At 60.8% G+C, this 24,124-nt stretch carries 24 protein-coding genes, 1 tRNA gene and 1 pseudogene; 21 read left to right on the top strand and 5 right to left on the bottom strand.

Annotation, left to right across the window (positions count from 1 at the left end; genetic code table 11):
- Position 1 precedes the first annotated feature (1 nt).
- The 14 genes from FO014_RS05585 to FO014_RS05520 are packed head-to-tail and all read left to right on the top strand — an operon-like array spanning position 2 to position 11,987.
- Positions 2–262 carry a phosphopantetheine-binding protein gene (locus FO014_RS05585; RefSeq protein ID WP_105229882.1) on the top strand — a complete coding sequence of 87 codons (261 nt, stop codon included), beginning with the start codon at positions 2–4 and terminating at the stop codon, positions 260–262.
- Positions 263–271: 9 nt separating this feature from the next.
- Positions 272–523, top strand: a complete 252-nt coding sequence (locus FO014_RS05580; RefSeq protein ID WP_105229883.1) for an acyl carrier protein — start codon at positions 272–274, stop codon at positions 521–523.
- Between the two features lie 15 nt (positions 524–538).
- Positions 539–1,117, top strand: a complete 579-nt coding sequence (locus tag FO014_RS05575; RefSeq protein WP_160028238.1) for a COG4648 family protein — start codon at positions 539–541, stop codon at positions 1,115–1,117.
- On the top strand, positions 1,084–2,451 hold the full coding sequence (locus tag FO014_RS05570) for an AMP-binding protein (protein WP_160028236.1): 1,368 nt from the start codon (positions 1,084–1,086) through the stop codon (positions 2,449–2,451). The genes FO014_RS05575 and FO014_RS05570 overlap by 34 nt, the downstream gene beginning before the upstream one ends.
- Entirely contained in the window at positions 2,448–2,792 is a 345-nt protein-coding gene (locus FO014_RS05565; RefSeq protein WP_160028234.1) for a 3-hydroxyacyl-ACP dehydratase FabZ family protein, read from the top strand. The genes FO014_RS05570 and FO014_RS05565 overlap by 4 nt, the downstream gene beginning before the upstream one ends.
- Positions 2,783–4,501 carry a glycosyltransferase family 2 protein gene (locus tag FO014_RS05560; RefSeq protein WP_160028232.1) on the top strand — a complete coding sequence of 573 codons (1,719 nt, stop codon included), beginning with the start codon at positions 2,783–2,785 and terminating at the stop codon, positions 4,499–4,501. The genes FO014_RS05565 and FO014_RS05560 overlap by 10 nt, the downstream gene beginning before the upstream one ends.
- A complete protein-coding gene (locus tag FO014_RS05555; protein ID WP_160028230.1) occupies positions 4,498–4,926 on the top strand; it encodes an acyl-CoA thioesterase in 429 nt (142 codons plus the stop codon). Before FO014_RS05560 ends, FO014_RS05555 begins: the two co-directional genes overlap by 4 nt.
- Entirely contained in the window at positions 4,923–5,528 is a 606-nt protein-coding gene (locus tag FO014_RS05550) for a LolA family protein (RefSeq protein ID WP_160028228.1), read from the top strand. The genes FO014_RS05555 and FO014_RS05550 overlap by 4 nt, the downstream gene beginning before the upstream one ends.
- Positions 5,518–7,818, top strand: coding sequence for an MMPL family transporter (locus FO014_RS05545; RefSeq protein ID WP_160028226.1), 2,301 nt, complete (start codon positions 5,518–5,520; stop codon positions 7,816–7,818). Before FO014_RS05550 ends, FO014_RS05545 begins: the two co-directional genes overlap by 11 nt.
- Positions 7,818–8,387: a DUF3261 domain-containing protein gene (locus FO014_RS05540; RefSeq protein ID WP_160028224.1), complete on the top strand. Its 570-nt coding sequence runs from the start codon at positions 7,818–7,820 to the stop codon at positions 8,385–8,387. Before FO014_RS05545 ends, FO014_RS05540 begins: the two co-directional genes overlap by 1 nt.
- A 3-nt stretch (positions 8,388–8,390) precedes the next feature.
- Positions 8,391–9,563, top strand: coding sequence for a beta-ketoacyl-[acyl-carrier-protein] synthase family protein (locus tag FO014_RS05535; protein ID WP_160028222.1), 1,173 nt, complete (start codon positions 8,391–8,393; stop codon positions 9,561–9,563).
- On the top strand, positions 9,560–10,033 hold the full coding sequence (locus FO014_RS05530) for a hotdog family protein (protein WP_160028220.1): 474 nt from the start codon (positions 9,560–9,562) through the stop codon (positions 10,031–10,033). Before FO014_RS05535 ends, FO014_RS05530 begins: the two co-directional genes overlap by 4 nt.
- A complete protein-coding gene (locus tag FO014_RS05525) occupies positions 10,030–10,761 on the top strand; it encodes a 3-ketoacyl-ACP reductase FabG2 (RefSeq protein WP_160028218.1) in 732 nt (243 codons plus the stop codon). Before FO014_RS05530 ends, FO014_RS05525 begins: the two co-directional genes overlap by 4 nt.
- The gene (locus tag FO014_RS05520; RefSeq protein ID WP_160028217.1) at positions 10,758–11,987 is read left to right on the top strand and encodes a beta-ketoacyl-ACP synthase; all 1,230 of its coding nucleotides are present in this window, start codon (positions 10,758–10,760) and stop codon (positions 11,985–11,987) included. The genes FO014_RS05525 and FO014_RS05520 overlap by 4 nt, the downstream gene beginning before the upstream one ends.
- A gap of 56 nt (positions 11,988–12,043) precedes the next feature.
- Here FO014_RS05520 and yafC read toward each other — a convergent pair whose 3' ends face one another.
- Positions 12,044–12,940, bottom strand: a complete 897-nt coding sequence (gene yafC, locus FO014_RS05515; protein ID WP_111737681.1) for a DNA-binding transcriptional regulator YafC — start codon at positions 12,938–12,940, stop codon at positions 12,044–12,046.
- 300 nt (positions 12,941–13,240) lie between these two features.
- Between yafC and FO014_RS05510 the strand changes: the two genes are divergently transcribed.
- Positions 13,241–14,020 carry an endonuclease/exonuclease/phosphatase family protein gene (locus tag FO014_RS05510; RefSeq protein WP_160028215.1) on the top strand — a complete coding sequence of 260 codons (780 nt, stop codon included), beginning with the start codon at positions 13,241–13,243 and terminating at the stop codon, positions 14,018–14,020.
- 58 nt (positions 14,021–14,078) lie between these two features.
- Here the strand turns inward: FO014_RS05510 and mltD are convergent, their stop codons facing one another.
- Complete coding sequence (gene mltD / locus FO014_RS05505; protein WP_105229898.1) at positions 14,079–15,470, bottom strand: murein transglycosylase D; 1,392 nt, start codon at positions 15,468–15,470, stop codon at positions 14,079–14,081.
- Positions 15,471–15,542: 72 nt separating this feature from the next.
- A complete protein-coding gene (gloB, locus tag FO014_RS05500) occupies positions 15,543–16,298 on the bottom strand; it encodes a hydroxyacylglutathione hydrolase (protein WP_105229899.1) in 756 nt (251 codons plus the stop codon).
- A 44-nt stretch (positions 16,299–16,342) separates the two neighbouring features.
- On the opposite strand from gloB, the gene FO014_RS05495 reads away from it, so the two are divergent.
- Complete coding sequence (locus FO014_RS05495) at positions 16,343–17,062, top strand: class I SAM-dependent methyltransferase (protein ID WP_105229900.1); 720 nt, start codon at positions 16,343–16,345, stop codon at positions 17,060–17,062.
- Here FO014_RS05495 and rnhA read toward each other — a convergent pair whose 3' ends face one another.
- Positions 17,063–17,530: a ribonuclease HI gene (gene rnhA, locus FO014_RS05490; RefSeq protein WP_015671062.1), complete on the bottom strand. Its 468-nt coding sequence runs from the start codon at positions 17,528–17,530 to the stop codon at positions 17,063–17,065.
- Between the two features lie 72 nt (positions 17,531–17,602).
- Between rnhA and dnaQ the strand changes: the two genes are divergently transcribed.
- On the top strand, positions 17,603–18,340 hold the full coding sequence (dnaQ, locus tag FO014_RS05485; RefSeq protein ID WP_160028213.1) for a DNA polymerase III subunit epsilon: 738 nt from the start codon (positions 17,603–17,605) through the stop codon (positions 18,338–18,340).
- 156 nt (positions 18,341–18,496) lie between these two features.
- Positions 18,497–18,573: transfer RNA gene (locus FO014_RS05480), tRNA-Asp, on the top strand.
- Positions 18,574–18,668: 95 nt separating this feature from the next.
- On the opposite strand, the gene FO014_RS05475 is transcribed toward FO014_RS05480, so the two are convergent.
- Positions 18,669–19,610, bottom strand: a complete 942-nt coding sequence (locus FO014_RS05475; RefSeq protein ID WP_111737679.1) for a sugar-binding transcriptional regulator — start codon at positions 19,608–19,610, stop codon at positions 18,669–18,671.
- A 284-nt stretch (positions 19,611–19,894) separates the two neighbouring features.
- Here FO014_RS05475 and dalD point away from each other — a divergent pair.
- The 3 genes and pseudogenes from dalD (at position 19,895) to FO014_RS05460 (ending at position 24,086) form a co-directional block, all read left to right on the top strand.
- Positions 19,895–21,264, top strand: a pseudogene (dalD, locus tag FO014_RS05470) (D-arabinitol 4-dehydrogenase).
- A 9-nt stretch (positions 21,265–21,273) separates the two neighbouring features.
- The gene (gene xylB / locus FO014_RS05465) at positions 21,274–22,737 is read left to right on the top strand and encodes a xylulokinase (RefSeq protein WP_160028211.1); all 1,464 of its coding nucleotides are present in this window, start codon (positions 21,274–21,276) and stop codon (positions 22,735–22,737) included.
- 68 nt (positions 22,738–22,805) lie between these two features.
- Entirely contained in the window at positions 22,806–24,086 is a 1,281-nt protein-coding gene (locus tag FO014_RS05460; protein WP_105229905.1) for an RbtT/DalT/CsbX family MFS transporter, read from the top strand.
- Positions 24,087–24,124 lie beyond the last annotated feature (38 nt).

Raw genomic sequence — 24,124 nt, 5'->3', positions numbered from 1 at the left:
AATGCATTTATTGAGCACCGAAATCAAGCAATTGATTATTGATTCGCTCAATCTTGAAGGCATGACGCCGGATGAGATTGACACACAGGCGCCTTTGTTCGGCGAAGGATTAGGACTGGATTCCATTGATGCGTTGGAATTGGGGCTGGCGTTGAAAAACCGCTATGGCGTTGTGCTGTCGGCCGAAAGCGACGATATGCGTCAGCATTTTTATTCTGTGGAAACGTTGGCCGCGTTTGTTTCCGCACAGCGTAGCAAATAAGGGGTTTTCATGGATAAGCAGCAGATTTTTGTAGAGGTTCAGACGCTGATGGCGAAGCTGTTTGAGCTTGATGCCCAGGATATTACGCCGCAGTCCGGCCTGTATGACGAACTGGATCTGGACAGCATCGACGCCGTAGACCTGGTGGTGCATCTGCAAAAAATCACCGGTGAGAAGATCAAACCGGAAATGTTCAAATCGGTGCGTACGGTACAAGACGTGGTCGATGCTATCGATCAATTGCTTAACCCCGGCAACTGATACAGCTGGCGCACGGTGAGACGCTGGCTGGCGCATAGTCGAACGCTGTTACAGGCGCTGACCTGGCTGCTGCTGGCGCTGTATCCGTTTGCGGTATGGTTTGGCGTCAGCCGTTGGGGTACGCAGCTGCTGGCGCCATTGCTGGCTTTACTCTTCACCCTGCGCCTGCTGTCGCTGCGCGGCGGATGGCGTCAGCATGGCGGCCTGGCGAAAATGCTGGCTCTGGTGGGCATCGTGTTGGCCGTGAGCAGCTGGTTGCTGGGGCAATCCCACTGGCTGCTGTACTACCCGATGCTGGTCAGCCTGCTGCTGCTGGTGCTTTTCACCTGTTCCCTGTGGTTTCCCCCGACGCTAGTCGAGCGGTTGGCGCGCCTGCGCGAACCGGCGCTGTCTGCCGCAGGCGTGGCTTATACGCGCCGGGTCACCCAGGTTTGGTGCGGGTTCTTTATTGTCAACGCCTCAATAGCATTAATCACCTGCCAACTGGGGGATATCAAGCTATGGACGTTATACAACGGCGGGATCAGTTACCTGCTGATGGGCGCCCTGATGGGGGGAGAATGGATCGCGAGACAAAGGGTAAAACGCCGCTGACCTTGCCGATGAGCCGCTGGCTGTCGCAGGAGCGAGCGCCTGATAACGTGGTCGCCTGGCGCGGTGAGCTGCGGATAACGCTGGCTCAGCTGCGTCGTGATGTCGCCGGGCTGTATCACGAGCTTAACGCGTACAGGGAAAAACGTTGGGCGCTCTGCTTCGATGACTGCTACCGTTTTACGGTCGCGTTGTTAGCGTCGCTGTACTGCGGCAAAGTGCCGATTATTTTCGGCCATCAGCGAGAAGCCATTTTGCAAGAGCAGCGCGCGGATTTTGATGCGTTGCTGAGTGATTTGCCGCTGATGCTTGGCGTACCGAGCCTGACGGTCGAAGAAGGCGCCGCAGGCAGCGCCGCGTTGCCGGACTGGCCGGATGCCGCCAGCCTGGTTCTCTATACCTCCGGTTCGACGGGGGAGCCGCAGAAGGTACACAAGCCGGTCGCGGCGCTGGATGAAGAATGCGCGTTACTGGCAGCCCGCTGGTTGCCGCAGTTTCAGGGGCGCTGGATCGCGGCCTCCGTTTCTCATCAGCATTTATATGGCCTGAGCTTCCGCCTTTTTATGCCGATGGCCTGCGGCGTGCCGTTCGATGCGCAACTTACGGAATATCATGAACAACTGATTGCCAAACGTCAGGTGGGTCAACTGCTGTTTATCAGCAGCCCGGCCTGGCTAACACGGCTGGACGCTGCGCTAAGCCCGCTGGATTGCGCGCTGGTGTTCTCCGCCGGCGGCCCGTTGCCGTTCGCAGAGGCGCAGCGTTCGCTGCGTCTGCTGGGGACGTTACCGCTGGAGATTTATGGTGCGACGGAAACCGGCATTATCGGCTGGCGGCAGCAGCATCAGCCAGAGTCGGCGTGGCGCCTGTTTGACGGCGTCACCCTGCAGGTTGATGCGCAGGGGCTGCCGCAGATTGACTCGCCGCTGCTGGATGCGCCGCTGTCGCTGAATGATATTTTGCAACCGGCGGCGGATACGCGTTATTTTCACCTGCTGGGGCGCAGCGACCGTATTATTAAAATCGAAGAAAAGCGCCTGTCGCTGACTGAAGTGGAACGACGCTTGCGGGCGCTGCCGGCCGTCAGCGATGCGGCGGTATTGCCGTTGCGGCGTAAAGGGCGCATCAGCCTGGGGGCGGTGATTGTCCTGTCGGCACAGGGCCGCGCCGAACGGCAGACGCTGTCGGAAGGTCTGTTCACCCGGCGTTTACATCAGGCGCTGCGCCCGTGGCTGGAGCCGGTGGCGCTGCCGCGCAGCTGGCGGATTGTCACGGCGATCCCGCGCAATCCGCAGGGGAAACGCGCCTACGCTGAATTACAGGAACTCTTTTTATGATGCATCCCGAGGTGCTGCAACAGCAGACAACGGATACGACCCACGCCACGGTGACGATGAGGCTGCCCGCAGAGCTGTCGTGGTTTCGTGGTCATTTCCCCCAGCACCCTATCTTGCCCGGCGTGGCGCAGGTTAACTGGGCGATGCAGTTCGCCGCCGCGCTGTTGCCGATTGACGGCGTTTTCTGCGGTATGGAAGTGCTGAAATTTCAGCGGCCGATTCTGCCGCTGGAGACGGTGACGCTGTTGCTGGAGTGGCAGCCGGCCCGGCAGAAACTGCTGTTCAGCTATCACGTCGGTGAGGTTATCGCCAGCAGCGGGAAGATTGCACTATGTCGCTGAATCGTGAGTTTCTGCCCTGCCTGATCGTCCCCTGTTTTAATCACGGCGCGATGATGGCCGGTGTCCTGGAGCAACTGGCGGCCTATCAACTGCCGTGCCTGGTGATTGACGACGGCAGCGATGCCGAGACGGCGACGGAATTACAGCGTCTGGCGGCGCAGTGGCCGTGGATGACGCTGCAGCGGCTGGAACAAAACCGCGGTAAAGGCGGCGCGGTAAGCGCCGGCCTGCAACTGGCACAGCAGCGTGGCTTCAGCCATGCGCTGCAGCTGGACGCCGACGGCCAGCATCAATTAAGCGATATTCCAGCCATGCTGGATGAGGCCCGCCGTTATCCGCATACGCTGATCTCCGGCCGCCCGGTATACGATGAGTCGGTACCGAAGGCGCGACTGTATGGCCGCTATATCACCCACTTTTGGGTATGGCTGGAAACGCTCTCCTTTTCTCTGCAGGACAGCATGTGCGGTTTTCGCGTCTATCCGCTGGCAGAAACGCTGACGCTGCTGAACAGCCGCCGGCTGGGGCAGCGCATGGATTTCGATACCGAAGTGATGGTGCGCCTGTATTGGCGCGGAGTACCCAGCCGCTTTTTACCGACCCGCGTGACCTATCCGGCGGGCGGCATTTCCCACTTCGACGCGCTGCGTGACAACCTGCGTATTTCCTGGATGCATACCCGGCTGTTTATCGGCATGCTGCCGCGCATTCCGCGTTTATTACGCCAGCGCCGGCGGCAGGCGGAACCGCAGCACTGGTCGGCGGCGCGTGAGCGCCAGGGGCTGTGGGGCATTCGCCTAATGCTCAGGGTGTACAAGCTGTTCGGCCGCCGGGCGTTTCAGCTGCTGCTGTATCCGGTGGCCGGCTATTTCTGGCTGACCGGACGCGCGCAGCGCCGGGCATCGCGCGATTATTTACAGCGCCTGCGGCGTTTTGCGCAGCAGCGTCAGCAGCCGTTACCGCAGCCGCTGAACAGCTTTCGCCACTTTATGCGTTTTGGCGATGCCATGCTGGATAAGCTGGCCAGCTGGCAGGGCGATCTGCAGGGGATCCGGCTGATGGATCGCCAGCGTTGCCAGCAGCAGATCGACTCGGGCAAAGGCACGCTGATTCTGGCATCGCACCTTGGCGATATCGAATCGTGCCGCGCGTTGGGCGAATTGGGCGACGCGGTCAAGGTCAATGCGCTGGTGTTTACCGAACACGCTGAACGCTTTAACCAGGTGATGCAAGAGGTAAATCCGCGCGCCAACCTGAACCTGATCCAGGTTTCCACGCTGGGACCGGAAACGGCTATGCGGCTGATGGATAAGCTGAACGCCGGCGAATGGGTGGCCATCGTCGGCGACCGCACCTCCGCCGGACAGTACCAGCGCGGCGAACAGCCGCGCGTAGTCTGGAGCGACTTTCTCGGGCAGGCGGCGCCTTTTCCCCAGGGGCCGTTCGTGCTGGCCGCGGCGCTGCGCTGCCCGGTCTTTCTGATGTTCGGCCTTAAACAGCAGGGCGAGCTGCGGGTCTACTTTGAACCCTTCGCCGACCCGCTGCCTCTGCCGCGCGGCGACCGGCAGCGGGCGCTGCAGCAGGCGGTGGATCGCTATGCGGCGCGGCTGGAGCACTATTGCCTGCAGGCGCCGCTCGACTGGTTTAATTTTTTCGATTTCTGGCACTTGGCGGTCACGCCGCCTGCACGACAGGAGCCTGAGGCATGAATCTGCAAGACGATCCGCGTTTTTCCGTACGGGTGGAGATGACCGTGCCGTTCCACGACGTTGATGCGATGGGCGTAGTTTGGCACGGCAACTATTTTCGCTACTTTGAAGTGGCGCGCGAAGCGCTGCTGAAACAGTTCGACTATGGCTATCGGCAGATGCAGGCTTCCGGCTATATCTGGCCGATCGTGGATACGCGAGTGAAATATATCGCGCCGCTGCGTTTTGAACAGCGGGTGATTGTCTGCGCTACGCTGCAGGAGTATGAGAATCGCCTGCGTATCGGCTATCAGATCCTGGATGCGGAAAGCGGCCAGCGTACTACCAGCGGTTACACCATTCAGGTGGCGGTGGAGGCGAGCAGCCAGGAGATGTGCTTTGCTGCGCCGCAGGTGCTGTTGGACAAGCTGGAGGGTAAGCGATGAAAAAGTGGCTCTTGCTGACGCTGTGCCTGTTTGCCGTGGGGGCGCAGGCCGTCACGCTGCCGCAGCTGCAACAGCGCTTCAGCCAGCAGGCGGTGCTGCGCGCCGAATTTGAGCAACAGCGCAGCATCAGCGGCATGGCCAAGCCGCTGCACTCAGGCGGCGAGTTGCTGATCTCCCAGCAGAAAGGGCTGTGGTGGGCGCAGCAGCGCCCCTTCCCGCTGACGCTGTTGCTGGATGACAAGCGCATGGTGCAAACCGTGGGCGGGCAGGCGCCGCAGGTGATAACGGCGGAAAATAACCCGCAGATGTTTCAGTTCAACCATCTGCTGAGCGCGCTATTTCATGCGGACGGTCAGGCGTTGGAGCAAAACTTTACCCTGCAGTTCAGCGATCGGGGTGATGAAAACTGGCGCCTGGTGCTGACGCCGAAAACCACGCCGCTGGACAAGTTGTTTACCCGCATCACGCTCAACGGCGCCCAATTTCTGAACACCATCGATATCGATGATAAACAAAACGACGCCACCCATATCCGCTTCTTTAATCAGCGTACCGTGCCGGCGACGCTGACCGCCGAGGAGCAGCAACGTTTTGCGCCCTAATATTCACCGCCGCCTGGCTTATGGCTGGCTGGTGGTTTGCCTGTCGCTGATCGCGGCGCTGTGCGTGCTGGCGCCGCGCAGCCAGATAAACAGCAGCGTGCTGGCGCTGTTGCCGCACGCCTCGCCGTCTCAGGTGCCGAAGGCGCTGGCGGACGGTTTCAGCCAGCGTTTGGATCGCCAACTGATGTGGCTGGTCAGCCCGGCGCCGGGGCAGGATGACGCCGCGGTGACCTGGTGGTATCAGCAGTTGCAGGCGCTGCCGGCGCTGCAGCAGGTCGCCGGCCCGCTGGATGCCGGGCGTCAGCAGCAGTGGGGGCAGTTCTTTTATCAGCACCGCAACGCGTTGCTGGATGACGCCACCCGCCAGCGCTTGCAGCAGGGCGCGGAGGCGCAAAGCCAATGGATCCTCGGCCAGCTCTATTCGGCGTTCGCCGGAGTCAGCGGCAAGGAACTGACGCACGATCCGCTGCTGTTGGTGCGGGGCGCGCAGCTGGCGCAGCAGCAAAACGGCGGCGCGCTGCGTCTGCAGGACGGCTGGCTGACGGCGCAGGATCGGCAGGGGCGCAGCTGGTACCTGCTGCATGGCGAATTACGCGCTTCTTCTTACGATATGCGCAGCGCGCGGCAGATGGTAGAGACGTTGAACGGACTGCAACAGCAGCTGCAGCAGCGTTTCCCGGGCAGTGAGGTGTTAAAGCGCGGCGCGCTGTATTACAGCGATTATGCCAGCCAGCAGGCTGAGCACGATATTTCCACCATCGGACTGGCCTCTGTAGCCGGCGTATTTCTGCTGGTGCTGCTGATGTTCCGCTCGCCGCTGCCGTTGCTGCTGTGTGCGCTGTCGATCGGCGTCGGCGCGCTGGCGGGAACGGTCGCCACCTTGCTGGCGTTCGGCGAAGTTCATCTGATGACGCTGGTGCTGAGCATCAGCATCGTCGGCATTTCTGCCGACTATACGCTGTATTTCCTCAGTGAGCGCATGGTGCATGGCCAGCAGTCGACGCCGTTGCAGAGCCTGCGTAAGCTGCTGCCGGCGCTGTCGATGGCGCTGCTGACGACGGTGGTGGCCTATCTGGCGCTGTTAATCGCCCCGTTCCCGGGCTTACAGCAATTGGCGGTGTTCGCCGCCGTGGGACTGAGCGCGGCGTGCATGACGGTGATCTGCTGGTACCCGCAGCTGTCACGGCGTCTGCCGGTGCGCAGCGCGCCGGGGCTGACGCTGATAATGCGCTGGCTGCGGGCCTGGCGTCGGCCGCTGCTGCGTTTTGGTCTGCCCGGTGCGATCGCCGTGGTGGTCGTCGTGGGCATCAGTCAACTGCGTGTTGACGATGATATTGGTCAGCTGCAGTCGCTGCCTGCCGGGCTGCAGCAGCAAGAACGGCAGATCGCCGCCTTGACCGGGCAGCATAACGATCAGAAATGGCTGGTGATATACGGGCAGAATGCGCAGCAGACGCTGCAGCGGCTGGAAATGTTGCGGCCTAAACTGCAGCAGGCGCAGCGGCAGGGGCTGCTGGGTGATTATCGCCTGCTGCCGCTGCCTTCTCTGCGTCAGCAGCATGCAGACGCGGCGCTGCTGGCGCGCGTGGCCCCGCAGGTGACGGCGCAGCTGCAGCAGGCCGGCGTCGCGGTCGTTCAGCCCGATCTGCAGGCGCGCTGGGTGAAGCCGGAACAATGGTTAACCAGCGTGGTCAGCGAAGGATGGCGGCTATTATGGCTGTCGCTGCCGGACGGTCGCAGCGCGGCGCTGGTCCCCGTCAGCGGCGTGCAGGACAGTGCCGCGATGCTGAAGCTGGCGCAGCAGGTGCCGGGCGGCGGCTGGATCGACCGCAAAACGGAGTTCAGCGAACTGTTTGGCCACTACCGGCTGTATCTGTCCTACCTGCTGATGCTGTCGGTGGCGGCGATTGCGGCTATCTATCTGTGGCGCTTCGGTATCCGCCACGCGCTGCGCTGTATGGTGCCGACCCTGCTGTCGCTGGGCGGCGGCATTGCGGCGCTGGCGCTGAGCGGCCATACGCTGAATCTGTTTTCGCTGCTGGCGCTGGTGCTGGTGCTGGGGATTGGTATCAACTACACGCTGTTTTTCACCAATCCGCGCGGGACGCCGACCACCTCGATGTTTGCCATTTTTATGGCGGTGTTCACCACGCAGCTGACCTTCGGCATGCTGGTATTCAGCCATACGCAGGCGATCGCCAGTTTTGGCATCGTCCTGAGCGGCGGCATTGCGGTGGCGTTTTTGCTGGCGCCGCTGACCCTGAGAAAAACGTTAAGAGGTAATGTCTGATGCGCGGTCTATTGCTCCCGCTCGTGCTGCTTGGCGCGCTGCTGACCGGCTGTGCCGGTTCATCTTCCGCGCCCGATGCGCCCAGCGCCTGGCTGAAGCCCGGTACACGGGTTGCCCTGCCGCCGCCGACGTTGGCGCAGCCGTTCAGCCAGCAGCAGTTGCTGAACGCGCAGGTAAAAGGGCAACGGCACACGATGATGGTGCTGTTGAACGCCGACGGTCAGCGTCTGACGCTGGTGGGCATGTCGCCGCTGGGTATTCGTCTGTTTAATCTGGTTTATGATGAACAGGGTATCCGCAGTCAGCAGTTTATCAAGCTGGGTGAGCTGCCGCCGGCCGCCCAGGTGCTGGCGGATATTATGCTGAGCTACTGGCCGCAGGCGCAGTGGCAGGCTCAACTGCCGACGGGCTGGCGGCTGGAGGATCGCGGCGATCGCCGTCGTCTGTATGACGATCGCGGGGCGCTGATCAGTGAGATCCGCTACCAGACGAGTGCGCGCCGCCAGCCGGTATCCATCAGTCAGTCGGCGTTCCACTACCGGATCGCCATTGAGAATCTGGATGAATAAGCGATGATTTATTTCTCCGCATTGGGCATGGTCAGCGCCCTGGGCACGACTCTGGCGCAAACCGCGCATAGTCTGCGTTCGGGTCATGCGCCGGGCATGCAGCCGCAAACCCAGTGGCTGCTGGGCGATGAGCCGTCATGGTATGGCGCGGTGGAAGACAGCTTGCCGGCGGTGCCGGCGGCGCTGCGCCGTCATGATTCGCGCAATAACCGCCTGCTGCTGGCGGCGCTGGCGCAGATTGCGCCGCAGGTTGAGGACGCGATAGCGCGCTACGGCGCGGATCGCGTGGCGGTGATCCTCGGTACCAGCACCTCGGGGATCCACGAAGGAGAACTGGGGCTGCAGTATTACCAGCAGCACGGCGTCTGGCCGCCGGGCTATGATTATGCCCAGCAAGAGCTGGGCGATCCGGCTCAGTTTCTTGGCGCGCTGCTTGGCGTACAGGGGCCGGCGTATACGCTGTCGACCGCCTGTTCTTCCAGCGCGCGGGCGATCATCAGCGGTAAACGGCTGATCGACGCCGGGCTGGTGGATGCGGCGATTGTCGGCGGCGCCGACAGCCTGTGCCGGATGGCGATTAATGGTTTCCGCAGCCTGGAGTCGCTGTCGGCAACGCGCTGTACGCCGTTTGCCCAAGGGCGCAGCGGCATCAATATCGGCGAAGGCGCGGCGCTGATCCTCCTGAGCTCAGAGCCGGCGCCGGTGGCGCTGCTGGGCGTGGGCGAATCGTCCGACGCCTGGCATATGTCGGCGCCGCATCCGCAGGGGCTGGGGGCGGAACGGGCGATGGCGATGGCGCTGCAGAGCGCCGGGCTGCAGCCGCAGGATATTGGCTACATCAACCTGCACGGCACCGCGACCCGCTTGAATGACGCGATGGAAGCGCAGGTGGTGCAGCGTATCTTTGGCTCCGCCACGCCGTGCAGTTCGACCAAACATCTGACCGGCCATACGCTGGGCGCCGCCGGCGCGGTGGAGGCCGGGCTGAGCTGGCTGCTGCTGACGGAAGATCTGCCGCTGCCGGCGCAGGATTTCAGCCAGGCGCCGCGCGATGACGAACTGGCGACGATCGATTTGCTGACCGCGCCGCAGGCGCTGACGCGGCGGACGATTTTATCGAATTCATTTGCTTTTGGCGGCAATAATGCCTGCCTGCTGTTAGGAGCGCTGCCATGAGTGGTTATCAGGCTGCTGAATACTATTTGCCGCATGCGGCGCCGATGGTGCTGCTGGAGCGGGTTGTCAGCGTGGATGAAGAGGGCGCCTGCTGCGCGGTCAGCGTCTGCAGTCGCGGCGTGTTGGCGCCATTTCTCGACGCACAGGGCGCACTGCCCGCCTGGTATGCGGTCGAACTGATGGCGCAGACCATCGGCGTCTGGAGCGGCTGGCACGGGCGCCAGTCCGGCCGGTCGCCGGCGCTGGGCATGCTGTTGGGCGGCCGCGCCATTCACTGCGAGCAGCCGGCGTTTGCCGCCGGCAGTGAGCTGGTGGTCAGCGCCCGGCTGCTGTTTCAGGATGAGAAGCTGGCCTGTTTCGAATGCGCGCTGACGCTGAATGGGCGGCAGGTTGCACACGGCAGACTTAATACCTACCAGCCCGACCAACAGGAAATTACTCAACTCACCAATCCAGGGGGCAACGCATGACGCGTTCCGTTTTAGTTACCGGCGCCAGCAAAGGAATCGGGCAGGCGATCGCCTGCCGTCTGGCGGCCGATGGTTTTTATGTGGTGGTGCACTATCACCGCGACAAGGTCGGCGCAGAACAGACGCTGCAGCACATCACGGCGGCCGGCGGTCAGGGGCGGCTGATTCAGTTTGACATCAGCGGCCGCGTCCAGTGCCGCGAGCGGCTGGAGCAGGATATCGAGCGCCACGGCGCCTACTACGGCGTGGTGAATAACGCCGGCATCACCCGTGACGGCGCGTTTCCGGCGCTGAGCGACGGGGACTGGGACGGCGTGATCCACACCAATCTCGACAGTTTTTATAACGTGCTGCATCCGTGCGTGATGCCGATGATCGGTCTGCGCAAAGGCGGGCGAATTATCGCACTGTCGTCGGTGTCCGGCGTGATGGGCAACCGCGGGCAGGTCAACTACAGCGCCGCCAAGGCGGGGGTGATCGGCGCCTGCAAGGCGCTGGCGATTGAACTGGCGAAGCGCAAAATCACCGTTAACTGCATTGCTCCCGGACTGATTGATACCGGCATGATTGATATGGAGCCACTGGCGCGGGATGAGGCGATGCGCGCCATTCCGTTAAAACGGATGGGCACGGCGGAGGAGGTTGCCGGGCTGGCCAGCTACCTGATGTCAGATATTGCCGGCTATGTGACGCGGCAGGTGATTTCCATTAACGGAGGCATGGTATGACGCAGCGGGTGGTGATCACCGGCATGGCGGGCATCACCGCCTTCGGCAACGACTGGCAGCAGATTGACGCGCGTCTGCGGCAGGGGAAAAGCGCGGTGCGCTATATGGCTCAGTGGGAAGCGTATCGGGGGCTGAATGCGCGGTTGGGCGCGCCGGTAGAGGACTTTACCTTGCCGGAGCACTACACGCGTAAACGCATTCGCTCCATGGGGCGGGTGTCGCTGCTGGCGACCCGCGCCACCGAGCTGGCGCTCGGACAGGCGGGCCTGCTGGAGGACGCGGTGCTGACCAGCGGCGCGACCGGCATCGCCTACGGTTCGTCGAGCGGCAGCACCGACTCGGTGAGCGAGTTCGCCACCATGCTGACCGAAAAGCACACCCACAATATTACCGGCACCACCTATGTGCGGATGATGCCGCACACCGCCGCGGTCAACACCGGCCTGTTTTTCGGCCTGCGCGGCCGGGTGATCCCGACCTCCAGCGCCTGCACCTCCGGCAGTCAGGCGATTGGCTATGCCTATGAGAGCATCCGCCACGGTTACCAAACGGTGATGGTGGCGGGGGGCGCGGAGGAGCTGTGCCCGTCAGAGGCGGCGGTGTTCGATACCCTGTTCGCCACCAGCCAGCAGAATCAGCGGCCGGATTTGACGCCGCGACCGTTTGACCGTCAGCGCGACGGGCTGGTGATCGGCGAAGGCGCGGCGACGCTGATCCTCGAATCGCTGGAACATGCGCAGGCGCGCGGCGCGACGATTTACGGCGAGATTGTCGGCTTTGCCACCAACTGCGACGCCGCACATATTACTCAGCCGCAGCGTGAAACCATGCAGATCTGCATTCAGCAGGCGCTGGATGCCGCCGGTCTGACGGCCGCGGATATCGGTTATATCAGCGCGCACGGCACGGCTACCGAGCGGGGCGATATTGCCGAGAGTCTGGCGACCGCGGCGATCTACGGCAACCGTACGCCAATTTCGTCGATGAAAAGTTATTTCGGCCATACGCTGGGCGCCTGCGGTGCGCTGGAAGCCTGGCTGGCGCTGGAGATGATGCGCGACGGTCGGTTTGCACCGACGATTAACCTGAGCGAGCCGGACAGCGCCTGCGGCGATCTGGACTACATCATGGGGGATTACCGCGCCATTGAGACCGAATTTGTTCAGTCGAACAATTTCGCCTTCGGCGGCATTAACACCTCGCTGGTTCTGCGCCGCTGGCCGTAGCCATATCCGAGCGGAACCGCCGCTCATCATGACGCAGGCGCCGTAAGGCGCCTGTTTTATGGCTGAACCGGGCCGAGACGTGCGCTGATAAAATCGATAAAGCTGCGCAGCCGGTTACTGACCGCGCTGTCGCTGTAGTACACCGCATTTATCGGCATGGCGAGCGGCAGCGTCTGTTCGGTCAGGATCGGCACCAGATCGCCGCGCTTCACGTCTTCACCAATCATAAAGTCGGACAGGCAGGCGATGCCGTTGCCATACAGGCACAGATGGCGATGGGTTTCACCGCTGTTGCTGGTCAGCCCCGGTTCGATCTCCAGTTGACGGCCGTCGGCGCAGGAGAGCGGCCAGCGATTGAGCGCCACCAGATCGTTAAAGCCGATGCAGCAGTGCTGATGCAGCTCCTCCACGGTGGTCGGCGTGCCGTATTTTTCCAGATAGGCCGGCGAGGCCAGCACCTGACGGTAGCTGTTCATCAGTTTGCGCGCCTTCAGGCTGGAGTCGGTGAGTTCCCCCACGCGAATGGCGATATCCACCTTGCGTTCGATCAGATTGATAAAGGTTTCCGACGAGACCAGCGACAGCGACATGTCGGGATACAGCGTGCGGAACTCGGCCACCAGCGGCGTCAGGACATGCAGCACCACCGGCGTGGCGGCATCGACGCGCAGCAGTCCCTGCGGCCGCTGGCGGCTCTCCATCAGCGTATTTTCCGCCGCCGCCATCTCTGTCAGCACCTTCTGCACCTGGCGGAAATAGCTTTCTCCTTCCTGCGTCAGACTGATTTGCCGGGTGGTGCGGTTGAGCAGGGTCACCCCCAGCTTGTTTTCCAGTTTTTTTACCGTGCGGCTCACCACGGAGTTGGCCTGGCCCAGGCGCTCCGCCGCGCGGCTGAAACTGCCGTTTTCCACCACCGTGACAAAGGTGATCAGTTCATCCGAATTCGCTTTCATTGTTGCTCCGCTAGCAAGGCTGACTTAAAACTTTGAGCATTTTTATCAGTTAAGCATAAAGGGGATAACGGGCGTCATCAATCTGAACCGGCGTGGCGGGAACTGAATGCGGCAGTAAATAAGCGACTATCTTTACAGACGGGGGACGCCTTTATGATTGAAAACCCGCAGCGTCGCCCCTATAACATTTAAGGTTATGCAGCGGAAAGCCTAACAAGCGGCCAGGAGCGGCGTATAATCAATTCATTGTTGGCGGGAATAATTACCGCCCTTTCATCCAACGGGAAATAGGCGAATAGCGTGCCGAAACGAACTTACGCCATGCGGTATGTCGCAGGCCAGCCAGTAGAACGCATTTTCCCTGGCGCCCACAATGCCCCGTTGCCGCCGGGCGCCGCGTTGCCTACCGGCGGCGCGCTGCGGGTGATGGTCTGGAATATCTTCAAGCAGCAGCGCGCCGACTGGCTGTCGGTGCTGAAAAGCTTTGGCAAAGACGCGCAGCTGGTACTGTTACAGGAGGCGCAAACCACGCCGGAGCTGGTGCAGTTCGCCACGTCGAACTATCTGGCGGCCGATCAGGTGCCGGCCTTTTCCCTGCCGCAACATCCCTCCGGCGTGATGACGCTGGCGGCGGCGCACCCGGTGTATTGTTGCCCGCTGCGTGAAAAAGAGCCGCTGCTGCGTCTGGCGAAATCGGCGCTGATTACCGTCTATCCGTTATTTAACAATGAATTGCTGATGGTGGTGAACATCCATGCGGTGAACTTCAGCCTGGGCGTGGACGTTTACAGTAAACAGCTGGGGCCGATTGGCGAACAGATTGCCAGCCATCAGGGGCCGGTGATTATGGCGGGGGATTTTAACGCCTGGAGCCGCAGGCGCATCAATGCGCTGTATCAGTTTGCCAGCGATATGGCGCTGCGCGAGGTGAACTTTACTGACGATCATCGGCGCAAAGCCTTTGGCCGTCCGCTGGATTTTGTGTTCTACCGTGATTTGGGCGTGGCGGAGGCGTCGGTGTTGGTGACGCGCGCTTCGGATCATAATCCGCTGCTGGTGGAGTTTCAGCCGGCGCGTTAGCCTGGTTGCAGGCAATAAAAAAGCACCTCGAAAGGTGCTTTTTTACGTTTACGCGCGGTCAGGTATCCGGCGAGGCATTGTTGTCCACAAACAACGTCAGCGTCAGGCCCGGCTGCAAGCTGCTGTTCTTGCGTTCGAGCGCGCTGTTCCAGCGCATCACGTCGTTAATTTCAACGCCGTGACGACGCGCAATGCTGGCCAGCGAGTCACCTTTGCGTACGCGGTAGGTGATGCTGCTGTTACTGCCGCCATTGCGGGCTACCTGCAGCGTTTGTCCAACCTTCAGCGTGCTTTTGCTGCGCAGGTTGTTCCAGCTCTGCAGATCGCTGGTGCTGAGGTTCAGCCGCTGGGCAATGCCCGATAAGGTGTCGCCGGAGCGCACTTTATAGGTACTGCCGCCGGTCAGGCCGCTGTTTTTCGCCAACTGGGTGGTTGGCTGTGTCACGGCAACCTCGCGGTTAGCCAGCGACCCTTTCAGCTGATCGGCATGCCCTTGGGGAACCATGATGTAATGAGGCCCGTTAGGCGCGGTCACACCTTTTTTGTAACCCGGATTAAACGCCTTAATCTTGGTCAGCGACAGCCCGGACAGCTCGGCCGCCTGGGTCAGACGCATCTGCTGGCCGACGTCGATACGCGCCAGCGCCCGGCTTTCATCCGTTTTCGGCAAACGCACGCCATACTTTTTGCTGTGCTTGATAATCTCGCTCAGCGCCAGCATTTTCGGGACATAGATTGACGTTTCACGCGGAAGCGACAATGCCCAGAAGTTGGTCGGTTTGCCCTGGCGGCGGTTCGCCTTGACGGCGCGCATCACGCGACCTTCGCCGCTGTTATAGGCGGCAACGGTCAGCAGCCAGTCGCCCTTAAACATGCGGTTCAGGTATTCCATCATGTTCAGCGCCGCCGTGGTTGAGGCGACGACGTCACGACGTCCGTCATACCATTTGTTGTTCTTTAAACCATAGTTACGACCCGTTTGCGGCACGATCTGCCAAAGCCCTGCGGCGTTGGCGCTCGAGGTCGCGTGTGGGTCAAAAGCGCTCTCCACTATGGGTAGCAGTACCAGTTCCATCGGCATATTGCGTTTTTTAATCTGCTCGACTATCCAGTACATGTACGGCTCAGCCCGTAATGTTACATCGTGGAGATAGCTCTTACTTTTTAAATACTTTCTTTTTTGTTCACGGATCCGGGAGTTTTCCGGAACCTCCATCTTCAGCTCGTCGCTAATGAAGTTCCACAGATCTTGCTGCTGGGCGCTGTTGCCGTTTTTATTCAGCCACTGCGCCGAGCTCGCTCGACTATTTGCTGTGTACTTTCCTGCTTCACTTTCTTGACCTGCCGAAGACAAACTCTGTGCATGCTGTTCTGGAGCCGGCGCGTCCTGCTTGGACGACTGGCAACCAACAAGCAAGACTGAGGCGAGTAATATCGCTTTAGCCTTCATGTGTGTGTCAATGTGGTTGCTTAAAAGACGAGCAATAATACTGTGCTTCGCCAATCAACACAACCAAAAGCTTCAAAAGGTATCCTTCCGGCGGCGTAATTCGGAAAAAGCCGAAGCAAGGTCGTCCGGTGGAGAGTTAAAGCCTAATTCTTTTTGTAAATCAGTGTCATGGCAACGTAAGAATACGTTTATTTTTCGCTCTAATTGCAGGGTTGTCGGCAGGCTGGGTTGGCCTTTTGCCCGTAATGCCTCAACCTGTTGCTGATATGTTTCTATTTGTCGATCTTGCGGCAGAATAGCCCGTGCAAACTTAAGATTTGCCAGCGTATATTCATGAGCGCAGCAAATTAAGGTGTTATCGGGAAGTTGCATGAATTGTTGCAATGAGTGGTACATCTGCTCTGCGGTGCCTTCAAATAAACGTCCGCAGCCGGCGGAAAACAGCGTATCGCCGCAGAACAGATAAGGAGCGCTGTAAAAGGCGATATGGCCCAGCGTATGGCCGGGAACCGCCATCACCTGATAGTTTCTGCCGCCGACATCGATCGTATCACCGCCTTTAACCACCTGCGTCGCGCCTTTATCGGCGGTTTCCTGCGGGCCGTATACCGGCAGGGCCGGATATTGCGCGACAATTTGCGCGACGCCGCCCACGTGGTCGTGGTGATGATGGGTCAGCAGGATGGCGTCCGGCGTCAGCTGCAGGCGCTGCAATGCCGCCAGCACCGGCGGCGCCTCGCCCGGATCGACAATGACGCAGCGGCCTTGCTGGTCGTCTAATAACCAAATGTAATTGTCCTGGAAGGCAGGAATGCTGATAAGATTCATGGGACACCTCTCGTTGGCAACGGCTTGAAAGAAGATAATAAATCATGAAACCAGCCCACACTCTACAAAAGCTTCATAGTCCGCAGTCGTGGGCCGAGTTGCCATGGGGGGAATATTATCGTGCAGCGCTGGAGCAGCAGTTGCAACCCTGGTGGCCGAAACTGTTTGGTTTTCATCTGTTGAAAATCGGTAGCCTGAGCGCGGAGCTGACCACTGACAAGTGCGCCATCTCCCACCAGGTCAACGTGGGGATGAGCGGCGCGGCGCTCCAGGTGCGCGCCGACGTCTACCAACTGCCGTTTGCCGCCAAGTCGGTGGATGCCTGCCTGCTGGCCCACAGCCTGCCCTACGCCGACGATCCGCACCGTATGCTGCGTGAGGTGGACCGCATTCTGGTTGATGACGGCTGGCTGGTGATCAGCGCCTTTAACCCGTTCAGCCTGCTGGGGCTGGCAAAACTGGTGCCGCGGCTGCGTCAGCGTCAGCCGTACGCCAGCCGCATGTTCACGCAGATGCGGCTGTTGGACTGGCTGAGCCTGTTGAATTATGAAGTGCTTTGTCAGACGCGCTTCCACGTGTTGCCGTGGCATCGCAAAGGGGGGCAGTTTCTCAGCACGCATCTGCCGGCGCTGGGCTGTATGAGCTTGATAGTGGCGCGTAAGCGCACCTTGCCGCTGACGCCGACGCCGCTGAGAATGGGGGCGCGTAAACCGTCCCTTGGCCGCGCGGTCGGCGCGACCAAGAGCTACCGCAAACTGCCGTAATCAGGCGTCCGGTTGATAGCCGCTGTCTTCCTGAGTCGGGTTGCCGGCCGCCTCGCGCGCCAGCACGTCGCAGCGTTCATTCTCCGGATGGCCCGCATGGCCCTTGACCCATTCCCACTGCACGGTATGGCGGGCGATCGCCAGATCCAGCCGTTGCCACAGATCGACATTCTTGACTGGCTTTTTGTCGGCGGTTTTCCAGCCGCGCTTTTTCCAGTTGTGGATCCACTGGGTGATCCCCTGACGGACGTACTGGCTGTCGGTGCTGAGCACCACCGCACAGGGGGCGGTCAGGGTTTCCAGCGCGACAATCGCCGCCATCAGCTCCATGCGGTTGTTGGTGGTGAGCCGATAGCCGGCGCTGAGGCTTTTTTCCGTCTGCTTGTAGCGCAAAATAGCGCCGTAACCACCGGGGCCGGGGTTGCCAAGGCATGAGCCGTCGGTGAAAATTTCTACCTGTTTGAGCATCTCTGGTAGACTCTTCCTAATTAGGTTTTAAAAGCCAAGTCTGACATAAACGAGCGCGATGAGCACTGCAATATGATCACTACACCAACCAGACAGATCGTTCTTGATACCGAAACCACCGGTATGAACAAGCTAGGGGTTCACTATGAAGGGCACCGCATCATCGAAATCGGTGCGGTAGAGGTGATCAACCGGCGTTTGACCGGCCGCCACTATCATGTGTATGTCAAACCCGATCGGCTGGTGGATCCGGAAGCCTACGGCGTTCACGGCATCAGCGATGAATTCCTGGCTGACAAGCCCACCTTCGATCAGATTGCCGACGAGTTTCTCGACTTTATCCGCGGTGGCGAACTCGTTATTCATAACGCATCGTTCGATATCGGCTTTATGGATCACGAATTCCGCATGCTGCAGCGGGATATCCCGAATACCGATACCTTCTGTACCATCACCGATAGCCTGATGATGGCGCGCCGCCTGTTCCCGGGCAAGCGCAACAACCTGGATGCCTTGTGCAGCCGCTACGAAATCGACAACAGCAAGCGTACGCTGCACGGCGCATTGCTCGATGCCGAGATCCTGGCGGAAGTCTATCTGGCGATGACCGGCGGCCAGACTTCGATGGCGTTCCAGATGGAAGGGGATACCCAGCAGAGCGACTCGGTGCAGGAGGTGCAGCGTATCGTGCGTCCGGCTAATGCGATGAAAGTGGTGTACGCCAGCGATGAAGAGCTGGTTGCCCATGAGGCGCGCCTGGATCTGGTGGCGAAAAAGGGCGGCGGCAACTGCCTGTGGCGCGCAGAATAACGGCGTTTCACGGCGAAAAAAAGCGCAATAAAATCACTCGCTTGCCCGGTTAGCTGAAAAACTGTGCAAACGGCGTTTTTCCCGAAAAAAAGGCGTTGACGGAATGCGCGCTCATCCGTAATATTCGCGTCGTTCCCCCGCAAGAGGGAACGACGCGGAGCGGTAGTTCAGTTGGTTAGAATACCTGCCTGTCACGCAGGGGGTCGCGGGTTCGAGCCCCGTCCGTTCCGCCACTATTCAGGCCCGATGTTATTAACAAATAACATCGGGCCTTTTCGTTTCTGCGATTCAGCACATCCTGCGCCGCGCGGTGTGCGCAGCGCCGGGTTCAGCGCGTCAGCAGCCAGCGGGCGCTGTGCTCGTCGGTCACCAGCCCATTGATCCAGCCACCTTTCAGCGCCGCCAGTATCGCCGGCCGTTTATCTTCACCGCAGGCTGCGGCGATGCGCGGGCAATCGCTGCGGCGGATATCGTAGCTGGTATTGCGCCGGTTGATCGCACAGTCGAGCACTTCCCCGTCGCCGTCGATAAAGCGCCCCAGTATTTCACCGACCCCACCGAGCGCGGTCAGCTCGGCGAGTTGCGGCTGGTCGATAAAGCCGTCTTTGAAGATCGGGCTTTGCGTGCCCAATGCGCCGATGCCGACAAAGATCACGTCCGAGTTTTCCGCCACCGCCGAGACGTTGCGGTACAGCCGGCTGCCGCTCCACATGGCGTGCTCCTGCGTGGTTTGCGCGTAGCGCGGTGCGGGCCATTGGTAGTACTTCGCCTGGATTTTCCGCGCCAGCAGCAGCGGCACATCGTCGTAATAGTTACACTCGCCGTTTTCGTTCATGGCGCTGATCAGGGCGACGCAGCGGGCGTTCTGGCTGCTGAAGTCGATGCGGTGGATGGTTTTTTTCAGCGTCAACCCGGAGCCGATGCCGATCACCTTGGCCTCGGCGTCACGCAGGTAGCGCGCCATGATTTGCTGGCAGCCGAAAGAGACGCTGTCCAGCGTTCCCTCGCCGCCGTAAGCCGGCACCACGTTACACTCCAGCAGGCGATATTTTTCCTGCAGCAGCTGCGCATAGTCCAGACAGTTGGCCACCGGGTGATGCAGCCCGATCGAGACAATGCCTTCTTCCTTTGCCGCCGCGATCAGCCGTTGCACTACCGGCCGTGATGTGCCGAGCTGGCTGGCGATTTCGCTCTGGTTAAGACCGGCGATGTAGTACATCCACGCGGCGCGGACCTTCTGATCCAGCCGGATATCATCTTCTTTACTCACGAACTCTGCCTCAGGTAAAAGCCTCACGCCCGCCCCCCGGTAGCGGCGTAATGCGCGCGGGGGAGCCTCTGTCAGCGCGCTGTCCGCATGTAAATGAAAGCGGAAAAGCGCCTGTCGGAACAAGGCTTTCATTGTGTCGCCAGCTATGTCTTCAGGCAAGTTATTTGCTCATTTCTGGGCATATGTAATTTTATTGGTCTTTTGCTCTTTTGTGATCCATGGCTCTTATTCAACTCAAATGATCATCTACAGTGGGCGGCATAACCGTACTGGGGAGTTGAACCATGAACAACGATCAAAACACGTGGCTGCATATCGGTCTGGGATCTTTTCACCGCGCGCATCAGGCGTGGTATCTGCACCGTCTGATCGCCGGCGGCGACCGGCGCTGGCATATTGCCGCCGGCAATATCCGTAATGATGCGGAACAGGTGGTGCAGGCGCTGGCGGCGCAAGACGGGCGCTATGTGCTGGAAACCGTCAGCCCGGACGGCGAGCGCGAGTATGAAGAGATTACTTCGATTCAGACGCTGTTGCCGTGGCAGCCGGATCTGCAGCCGCTGATTGAGGAGGGCGCCCGGCCGCAGACGAAAGTGATCGCGTTTACCGTGACCGAAGGCGGCTACTACCTGAATACCCGCCACAAACTGGACGTGGAGAATGCCGATTTGGCGGCCGACCTGAACGGTGACTGCAAAACCATTTACGGCGCGATTACCAAAATTATGGAACAGCGGATGGCGCAGAATGCCGGGCCGTTAACGCTGCTGAGCTGCGACAACGTGCGCCACAACGGCGATCGCTTCCACGACGGGCTGACGGAATTCCTGCAGCTGACCGGCAAAAGTGCGGTCAGCGACTGGCTGGCGGCCAACGCCAGCTGTCCGAATACCATGGTTGACCGCATCACGCCGCGTCCGGCGGCGGATCTGCCGGCGCGCATCAAGGCGCAAACCGGGATCGACGATCAAGCGCCGGTGATGGGGGAGAGCTTTATCCAGTGGGTGGTGGAAGATAATTTCCGCGCCGGATGCCCGGACTTGGCCGCCGTGGGCGTGGAGCTGGTGGAATCGGTGATCCCTTACGAAGAGGCGAAAATCCGCATTCTTAACGCTTCGCACAGCTGCATCGCCTGGGCCGGTACGCTGCTCGGTCAGCAATATATCCATGAGAGTACGCTGACCGCCGCGGTTTACGCCATTGCCGACCGCTATGTCACACAGGACGTGATCCCAAGCTTAGGGGACAACGGCATCGATCTGCCCGCCTACCGCGACGTGGTGCTCAAGCGTTTCACCAATCCCCATATTCAGGATACCAACCAGCGGGTGGCGGCGGACGGCTTCTCCAAGATCCCGGCGATGATTGCACCTACCCTGCAGGAGTGCTACCAGCGCGGCGCGCGGCCGGAGGCCACCGCCATGCTGCCGGCGCTGTTCTTTGTCTTTATGGAGCGATGGCATCAGGGGGGCTGCCGTACGACTATCAGGACGGCATTCTCAATGCGCCGGCGGTGCATGCGATGTTCGAATCGGACGATCCGATTGCCGCCTATGCGCAGGACAGCGCGCTGTTTGGCGAACTGACGCAGCGGGCGGATTTTGTCGCGCTGCTGCGCGAGAAGATTGCCGCGGTTTACGCGCTGATTAACTGAGGGGCGGCTATGTATTTAGGCATCGATCTTGGCACATCCGAAGTCAAGGCGCTGATCGTGGATGAAAATGGCGCGATTGTCGCCAGCCACAGCGCGCCGCTGACTATCCAGCGACCGCAGCCGCATTGGTCGGAACAAGCGCCGCAGGCCTGGTGGGAAGCGACGGACTATCTGATGGCCACGCTGCGTGAAAAGTGCGGCCAGCACTGGTCAGCCATCAAGGCGATAGGGCTGTCCGGGCAGATGCACGGCGCGGTGTTGCTGGATGACAACGATGAGGTTATTCGGCCGGCTATTTTGTGGAACGACACCCGCAGCGCGCAGGAGTGCGTGGAACTGGAAGACATCGCGCCGGAACTGCATCAGGTGGCCGGCAATCTGGCCATGCCGGGCTTCACCGCGCCGAAGCTGCTGTGGGTGCGCCGCCATGAACCGGACAATTTTGCCCGCATCGCGACGGTACTGCTGCCGAAGGATTATCTGCGCTACCAAATGACCGGTAAAAAAATCTCCGATATGTCGGACGCGGCCGGCACGCTGTGGCTGGACGTGGCGCGCCGCGACTGGTCGGACGCGCTGTTGGATAAGTGCGGCCTGTCGCGGCGTCATATGCCGGCGCTGGTGGAAGGCTGTGAGGTTTCCGCCACGCTGGAGCCGCAGCTGGCCGCGCGCTGGGGGCTGAACCCATCGGTGCTGGTGGCCGGCGGCGGCGGTGATAACGCCGTCAGCGCCATCGGCGTCGGCGCGGTGTCGCCGGGCGATGCGTTTATTTCTCTGGGCACCTCCGGCGTGCTGTTTGTGGTCACGGAGGCTTACCGGCCGGCGCCGCAGTCGGCGGTGCACGCTTTTTGTCACGTGCTGCCGAATCTGTGGCACCAGATGAGCGTGATGCTCAGCGCCGCCAGCTGTCTGCAGTGGTTCTGCCGGCTGGTGGGGGTCACGGAAAACGCGCTGCTGGAGGAGATTGCCCAGCTGAGCGAGGAAGAAAAAGCCGCCGCGCCGCTGTTTCTGCCCTACCTGTCCGGCGAGCGCACGCCGCATAACGACCCGGACGCGGGCGGCATGTTCTGGGGGCTGAACCATGCCAGCCAGCGCGCGCTGATGGGCTACGCGGTGCTGGAAGGCGTGAGCTTCGGCATGGCGGACGGACTGCGGGTGCTGCAGGAGAGCGGCACCCGTATCGAACAGTGTTCGCTGGTGGGCGGCGGCGCCCGCAGCCCGTTCTGGGCGCAGCTGCTGGCGGACATCCTGAATTTGCCGGTGGTGACGCATAAAGGCGGCGAAACCGGCGGCGCGCTGGGCGCGGCGCGTCTGGCCTGTCTGGCGGCCGGCAAGCCGCTGGCGGCGGTGTGTGAAAAGCCGGAAATCTTCCGCACCTGGCGTCCGGAGGCGGTGCGACATCAGCGGCTGATGACGCGCTATGCACAGTTCAATGCGCTGTATGTCAACGACCTGAATTACCGTAAGCACTGATTTTAATAACAATAATACATCGCGGCCGCTCGCAGGGCGGCCCTCAGTACCCTGAAAACGAGGTCATTATGTCGGTAAACAACAAACAGTGGCTCGGACTGCCCCTGAACCTGATATGGGGATATATCGCCATTGCGGTCTTTATGACCGGCGACGGTTTCGAGCTGGCCTTCCTGTCGCACTACATTAAAGAGCTGGGCTTTACGCCGGCGCAGGCCTCTTTCGCCTTCACCCTTTACGGGCTGGCGGCGGCGCTGGCCGCCTGGATCTCCGGCGTGGTGGCGGAGATTATCACTCCGCAGAAAACCATGATGATCGGCTTTGTCATGTGGTGCATTTTCCACGTGCTGTTCCTGGTGTTCGGCCTGGGCGATGCCAACTATCCGCTGATTCTGCTGTTTTACGGCATTCGCGGCCTGGCCTATCCGCTGTTCTTGTACGCCTTTATCGTCGCCATCGTGCATAACGTGCCGAGCGACAGGGCGAGCTCGGCGCTGGGCTGGTTCTGGGCGGTGTATTCCATCGGCATCGGCGTGCTCGGCAGCTATATTCCGAGCTTTACCATTCCGCAGATCGGTGAGTTGGGCACCCTGTGGCTGGCGCTGGTGTTCTGTGTGATCGGCGGCATTATCTCGATGGTGGCGCTGCGCAATACCGAAACGCCGCGCCATATGCGCAACCTCACCACCCGCGAGAAGTTCGGCGAACTGAGCCGCGCGGTGACGCTGCTGTACACCAACCGCAGCATTCTGCTCTCCAGCATGGTGCGTATTATCAACACGCTGTCGCTGTTCGGCTTTGCGGTCATCATGCCGCTGATGTTCGTCGATGAGCTGGGCTTCACCACGCCGGAGTGGCTGCAGGTATGGGCGGTGTTCTTCTTTACCACCATTTTCTCCAACGTATTCTGGGGCATTGTGGCGGAGAAGATGGGCTGGATGAAGGTGGTGCGCTGGTTCGGCTGCGTGGGCATGGCGCTCTCCAGTCTGGCGTTTTACTACATCCCGCAGCATTTCGGCCATAACTTCGCCATGGCGTTGATTCCGGCGGTTGCCCTGGGGATCTTCGTCGCGGCGTTCGTGCCGATGGCGGCGGTGTTCCCGGCGCTGGAGCCGAAGCATAAAGGCGCGGCGATTTCGGTGTATAACCTGTCTGCCGGCATGTCGAACTTCCTGGCGCCGGCGATTGCGGTGGTGCTGCTGCCGTACTTCAGCACCATCGGCGTGGTGGTGGCGTACACGGCGCTGTATGTGCTGGCGTTTTTCCTCTGTCCGCTGATTCGCGTCGAGCAGCCGGGAATTGGCCGGCAGACAAGCGGCGAGGGCGAAACCGCCGGGATATCGTCATAAGGGAAAAGCGGGGGCGCGGCGCGCCCCCGTTCGGGCAG

Origin of the sequence: Serratia rhizosphaerae (genome assembly GCF_009817885.1) — a bacterium.
Classification (GTDB): domain Bacteria; phylum Pseudomonadota; class Gammaproteobacteria; order Enterobacterales; family Enterobacteriaceae; genus Serratia_B; species Serratia_B rhizosphaerae.
Note: the sequence above shows the minus strand (reverse complement) of the source record. Positions and strands in the feature narration are given on the sequence as shown.

Excerpts from the sequence above, each read along its gene's own strand:
- FO014_RS05495 (WP_105229900.1), top strand. The coding sequence starts at position 16,343 with ATGAAACCAGCCCACACTCTACAAAAGCTTCATAGTCCGCAGTCGTGG.
- FO014_RS05460 (WP_105229905.1), top strand. The coding sequence starts at position 22,806 with ATGTCGGTAAACAACAAACAGTGGCTCGGACTGCCCCTGAACCTGATA.
- FO014_RS05565 (WP_160028234.1), top strand. The coding sequence starts at position 2,448 with ATGATGCATCCCGAGGTGCTGCAACAGCAGACAACGGATACGACCCAC.
- FO014_RS05580 (WP_105229883.1), top strand. The coding sequence starts at position 272 with ATGGATAAGCAGCAGATTTTTGTAGAGGTTCAGACGCTGATGGCGAAG.
- FO014_RS05555 (WP_160028230.1), top strand. The coding sequence starts at position 4,498 with ATGAATCTGCAAGACGATCCGCGTTTTTCCGTACGGGTGGAGATGACC.
- FO014_RS05585 (WP_105229882.1), top strand. The coding sequence starts at position 2 with ATGCATTTATTGAGCACCGAAATCAAGCAATTGATTATTGATTCGCTC.
- FO014_RS05560 (WP_160028232.1), top strand. The coding sequence starts at position 2,783 with ATGTCGCTGAATCGTGAGTTTCTGCCCTGCCTGATCGTCCCCTGTTTT.
- gloB (WP_105229899.1), bottom strand. The coding sequence starts at position 16,298 with ATGAATCTTATCAGCATTCCTGCCTTCCAGGACAATTACATTTGGTTA.
- FO014_RS05540 (WP_160028224.1), top strand. The coding sequence starts at position 7,818 with ATGCGCGGTCTATTGCTCCCGCTCGTGCTGCTTGGCGCGCTGCTGACC.
- FO014_RS05525 (WP_160028218.1), top strand. The coding sequence starts at position 10,030 with ATGACGCGTTCCGTTTTAGTTACCGGCGCCAGCAAAGGAATCGGGCAG.
- xylB (WP_160028211.1), top strand. The coding sequence starts at position 21,274 with ATGTATTTAGGCATCGATCTTGGCACATCCGAAGTCAAGGCGCTGATC.
- FO014_RS05530 (WP_160028220.1), top strand. The coding sequence starts at position 9,560 with ATGAGTGGTTATCAGGCTGCTGAATACTATTTGCCGCATGCGGCGCCG.
- rnhA (WP_015671062.1), bottom strand. The coding sequence starts at position 17,530 with ATGCTCAAACAGGTAGAAATTTTCACCGACGGCTCATGCCTTGGCAAC.
- yafC (WP_111737681.1), bottom strand. The coding sequence starts at position 12,940 with ATGAAAGCGAATTCGGATGAACTGATCACCTTTGTCACGGTGGTGGAA.
- FO014_RS05535 (WP_160028222.1), top strand. The coding sequence starts at position 8,391 with ATGATTTATTTCTCCGCATTGGGCATGGTCAGCGCCCTGGGCACGACT.
- FO014_RS05550 (WP_160028228.1), top strand. The coding sequence starts at position 4,923 with ATGAAAAAGTGGCTCTTGCTGACGCTGTGCCTGTTTGCCGTGGGGGCG.
- dnaQ (WP_160028213.1), top strand. The coding sequence starts at position 17,603 with ATGATCACTACACCAACCAGACAGATCGTTCTTGATACCGAAACCACC.
- FO014_RS05570 (WP_160028236.1), top strand. The coding sequence starts at position 1,084 with ATGGATCGCGAGACAAAGGGTAAAACGCCGCTGACCTTGCCGATGAGC.
- mltD (WP_105229898.1), bottom strand. The coding sequence starts at position 15,470 with ATGAAGGCTAAAGCGATATTACTCGCCTCAGTCTTGCTTGTTGGTTGC.
- FO014_RS05520 (WP_160028217.1), top strand. The coding sequence starts at position 10,758 with ATGACGCAGCGGGTGGTGATCACCGGCATGGCGGGCATCACCGCCTTC.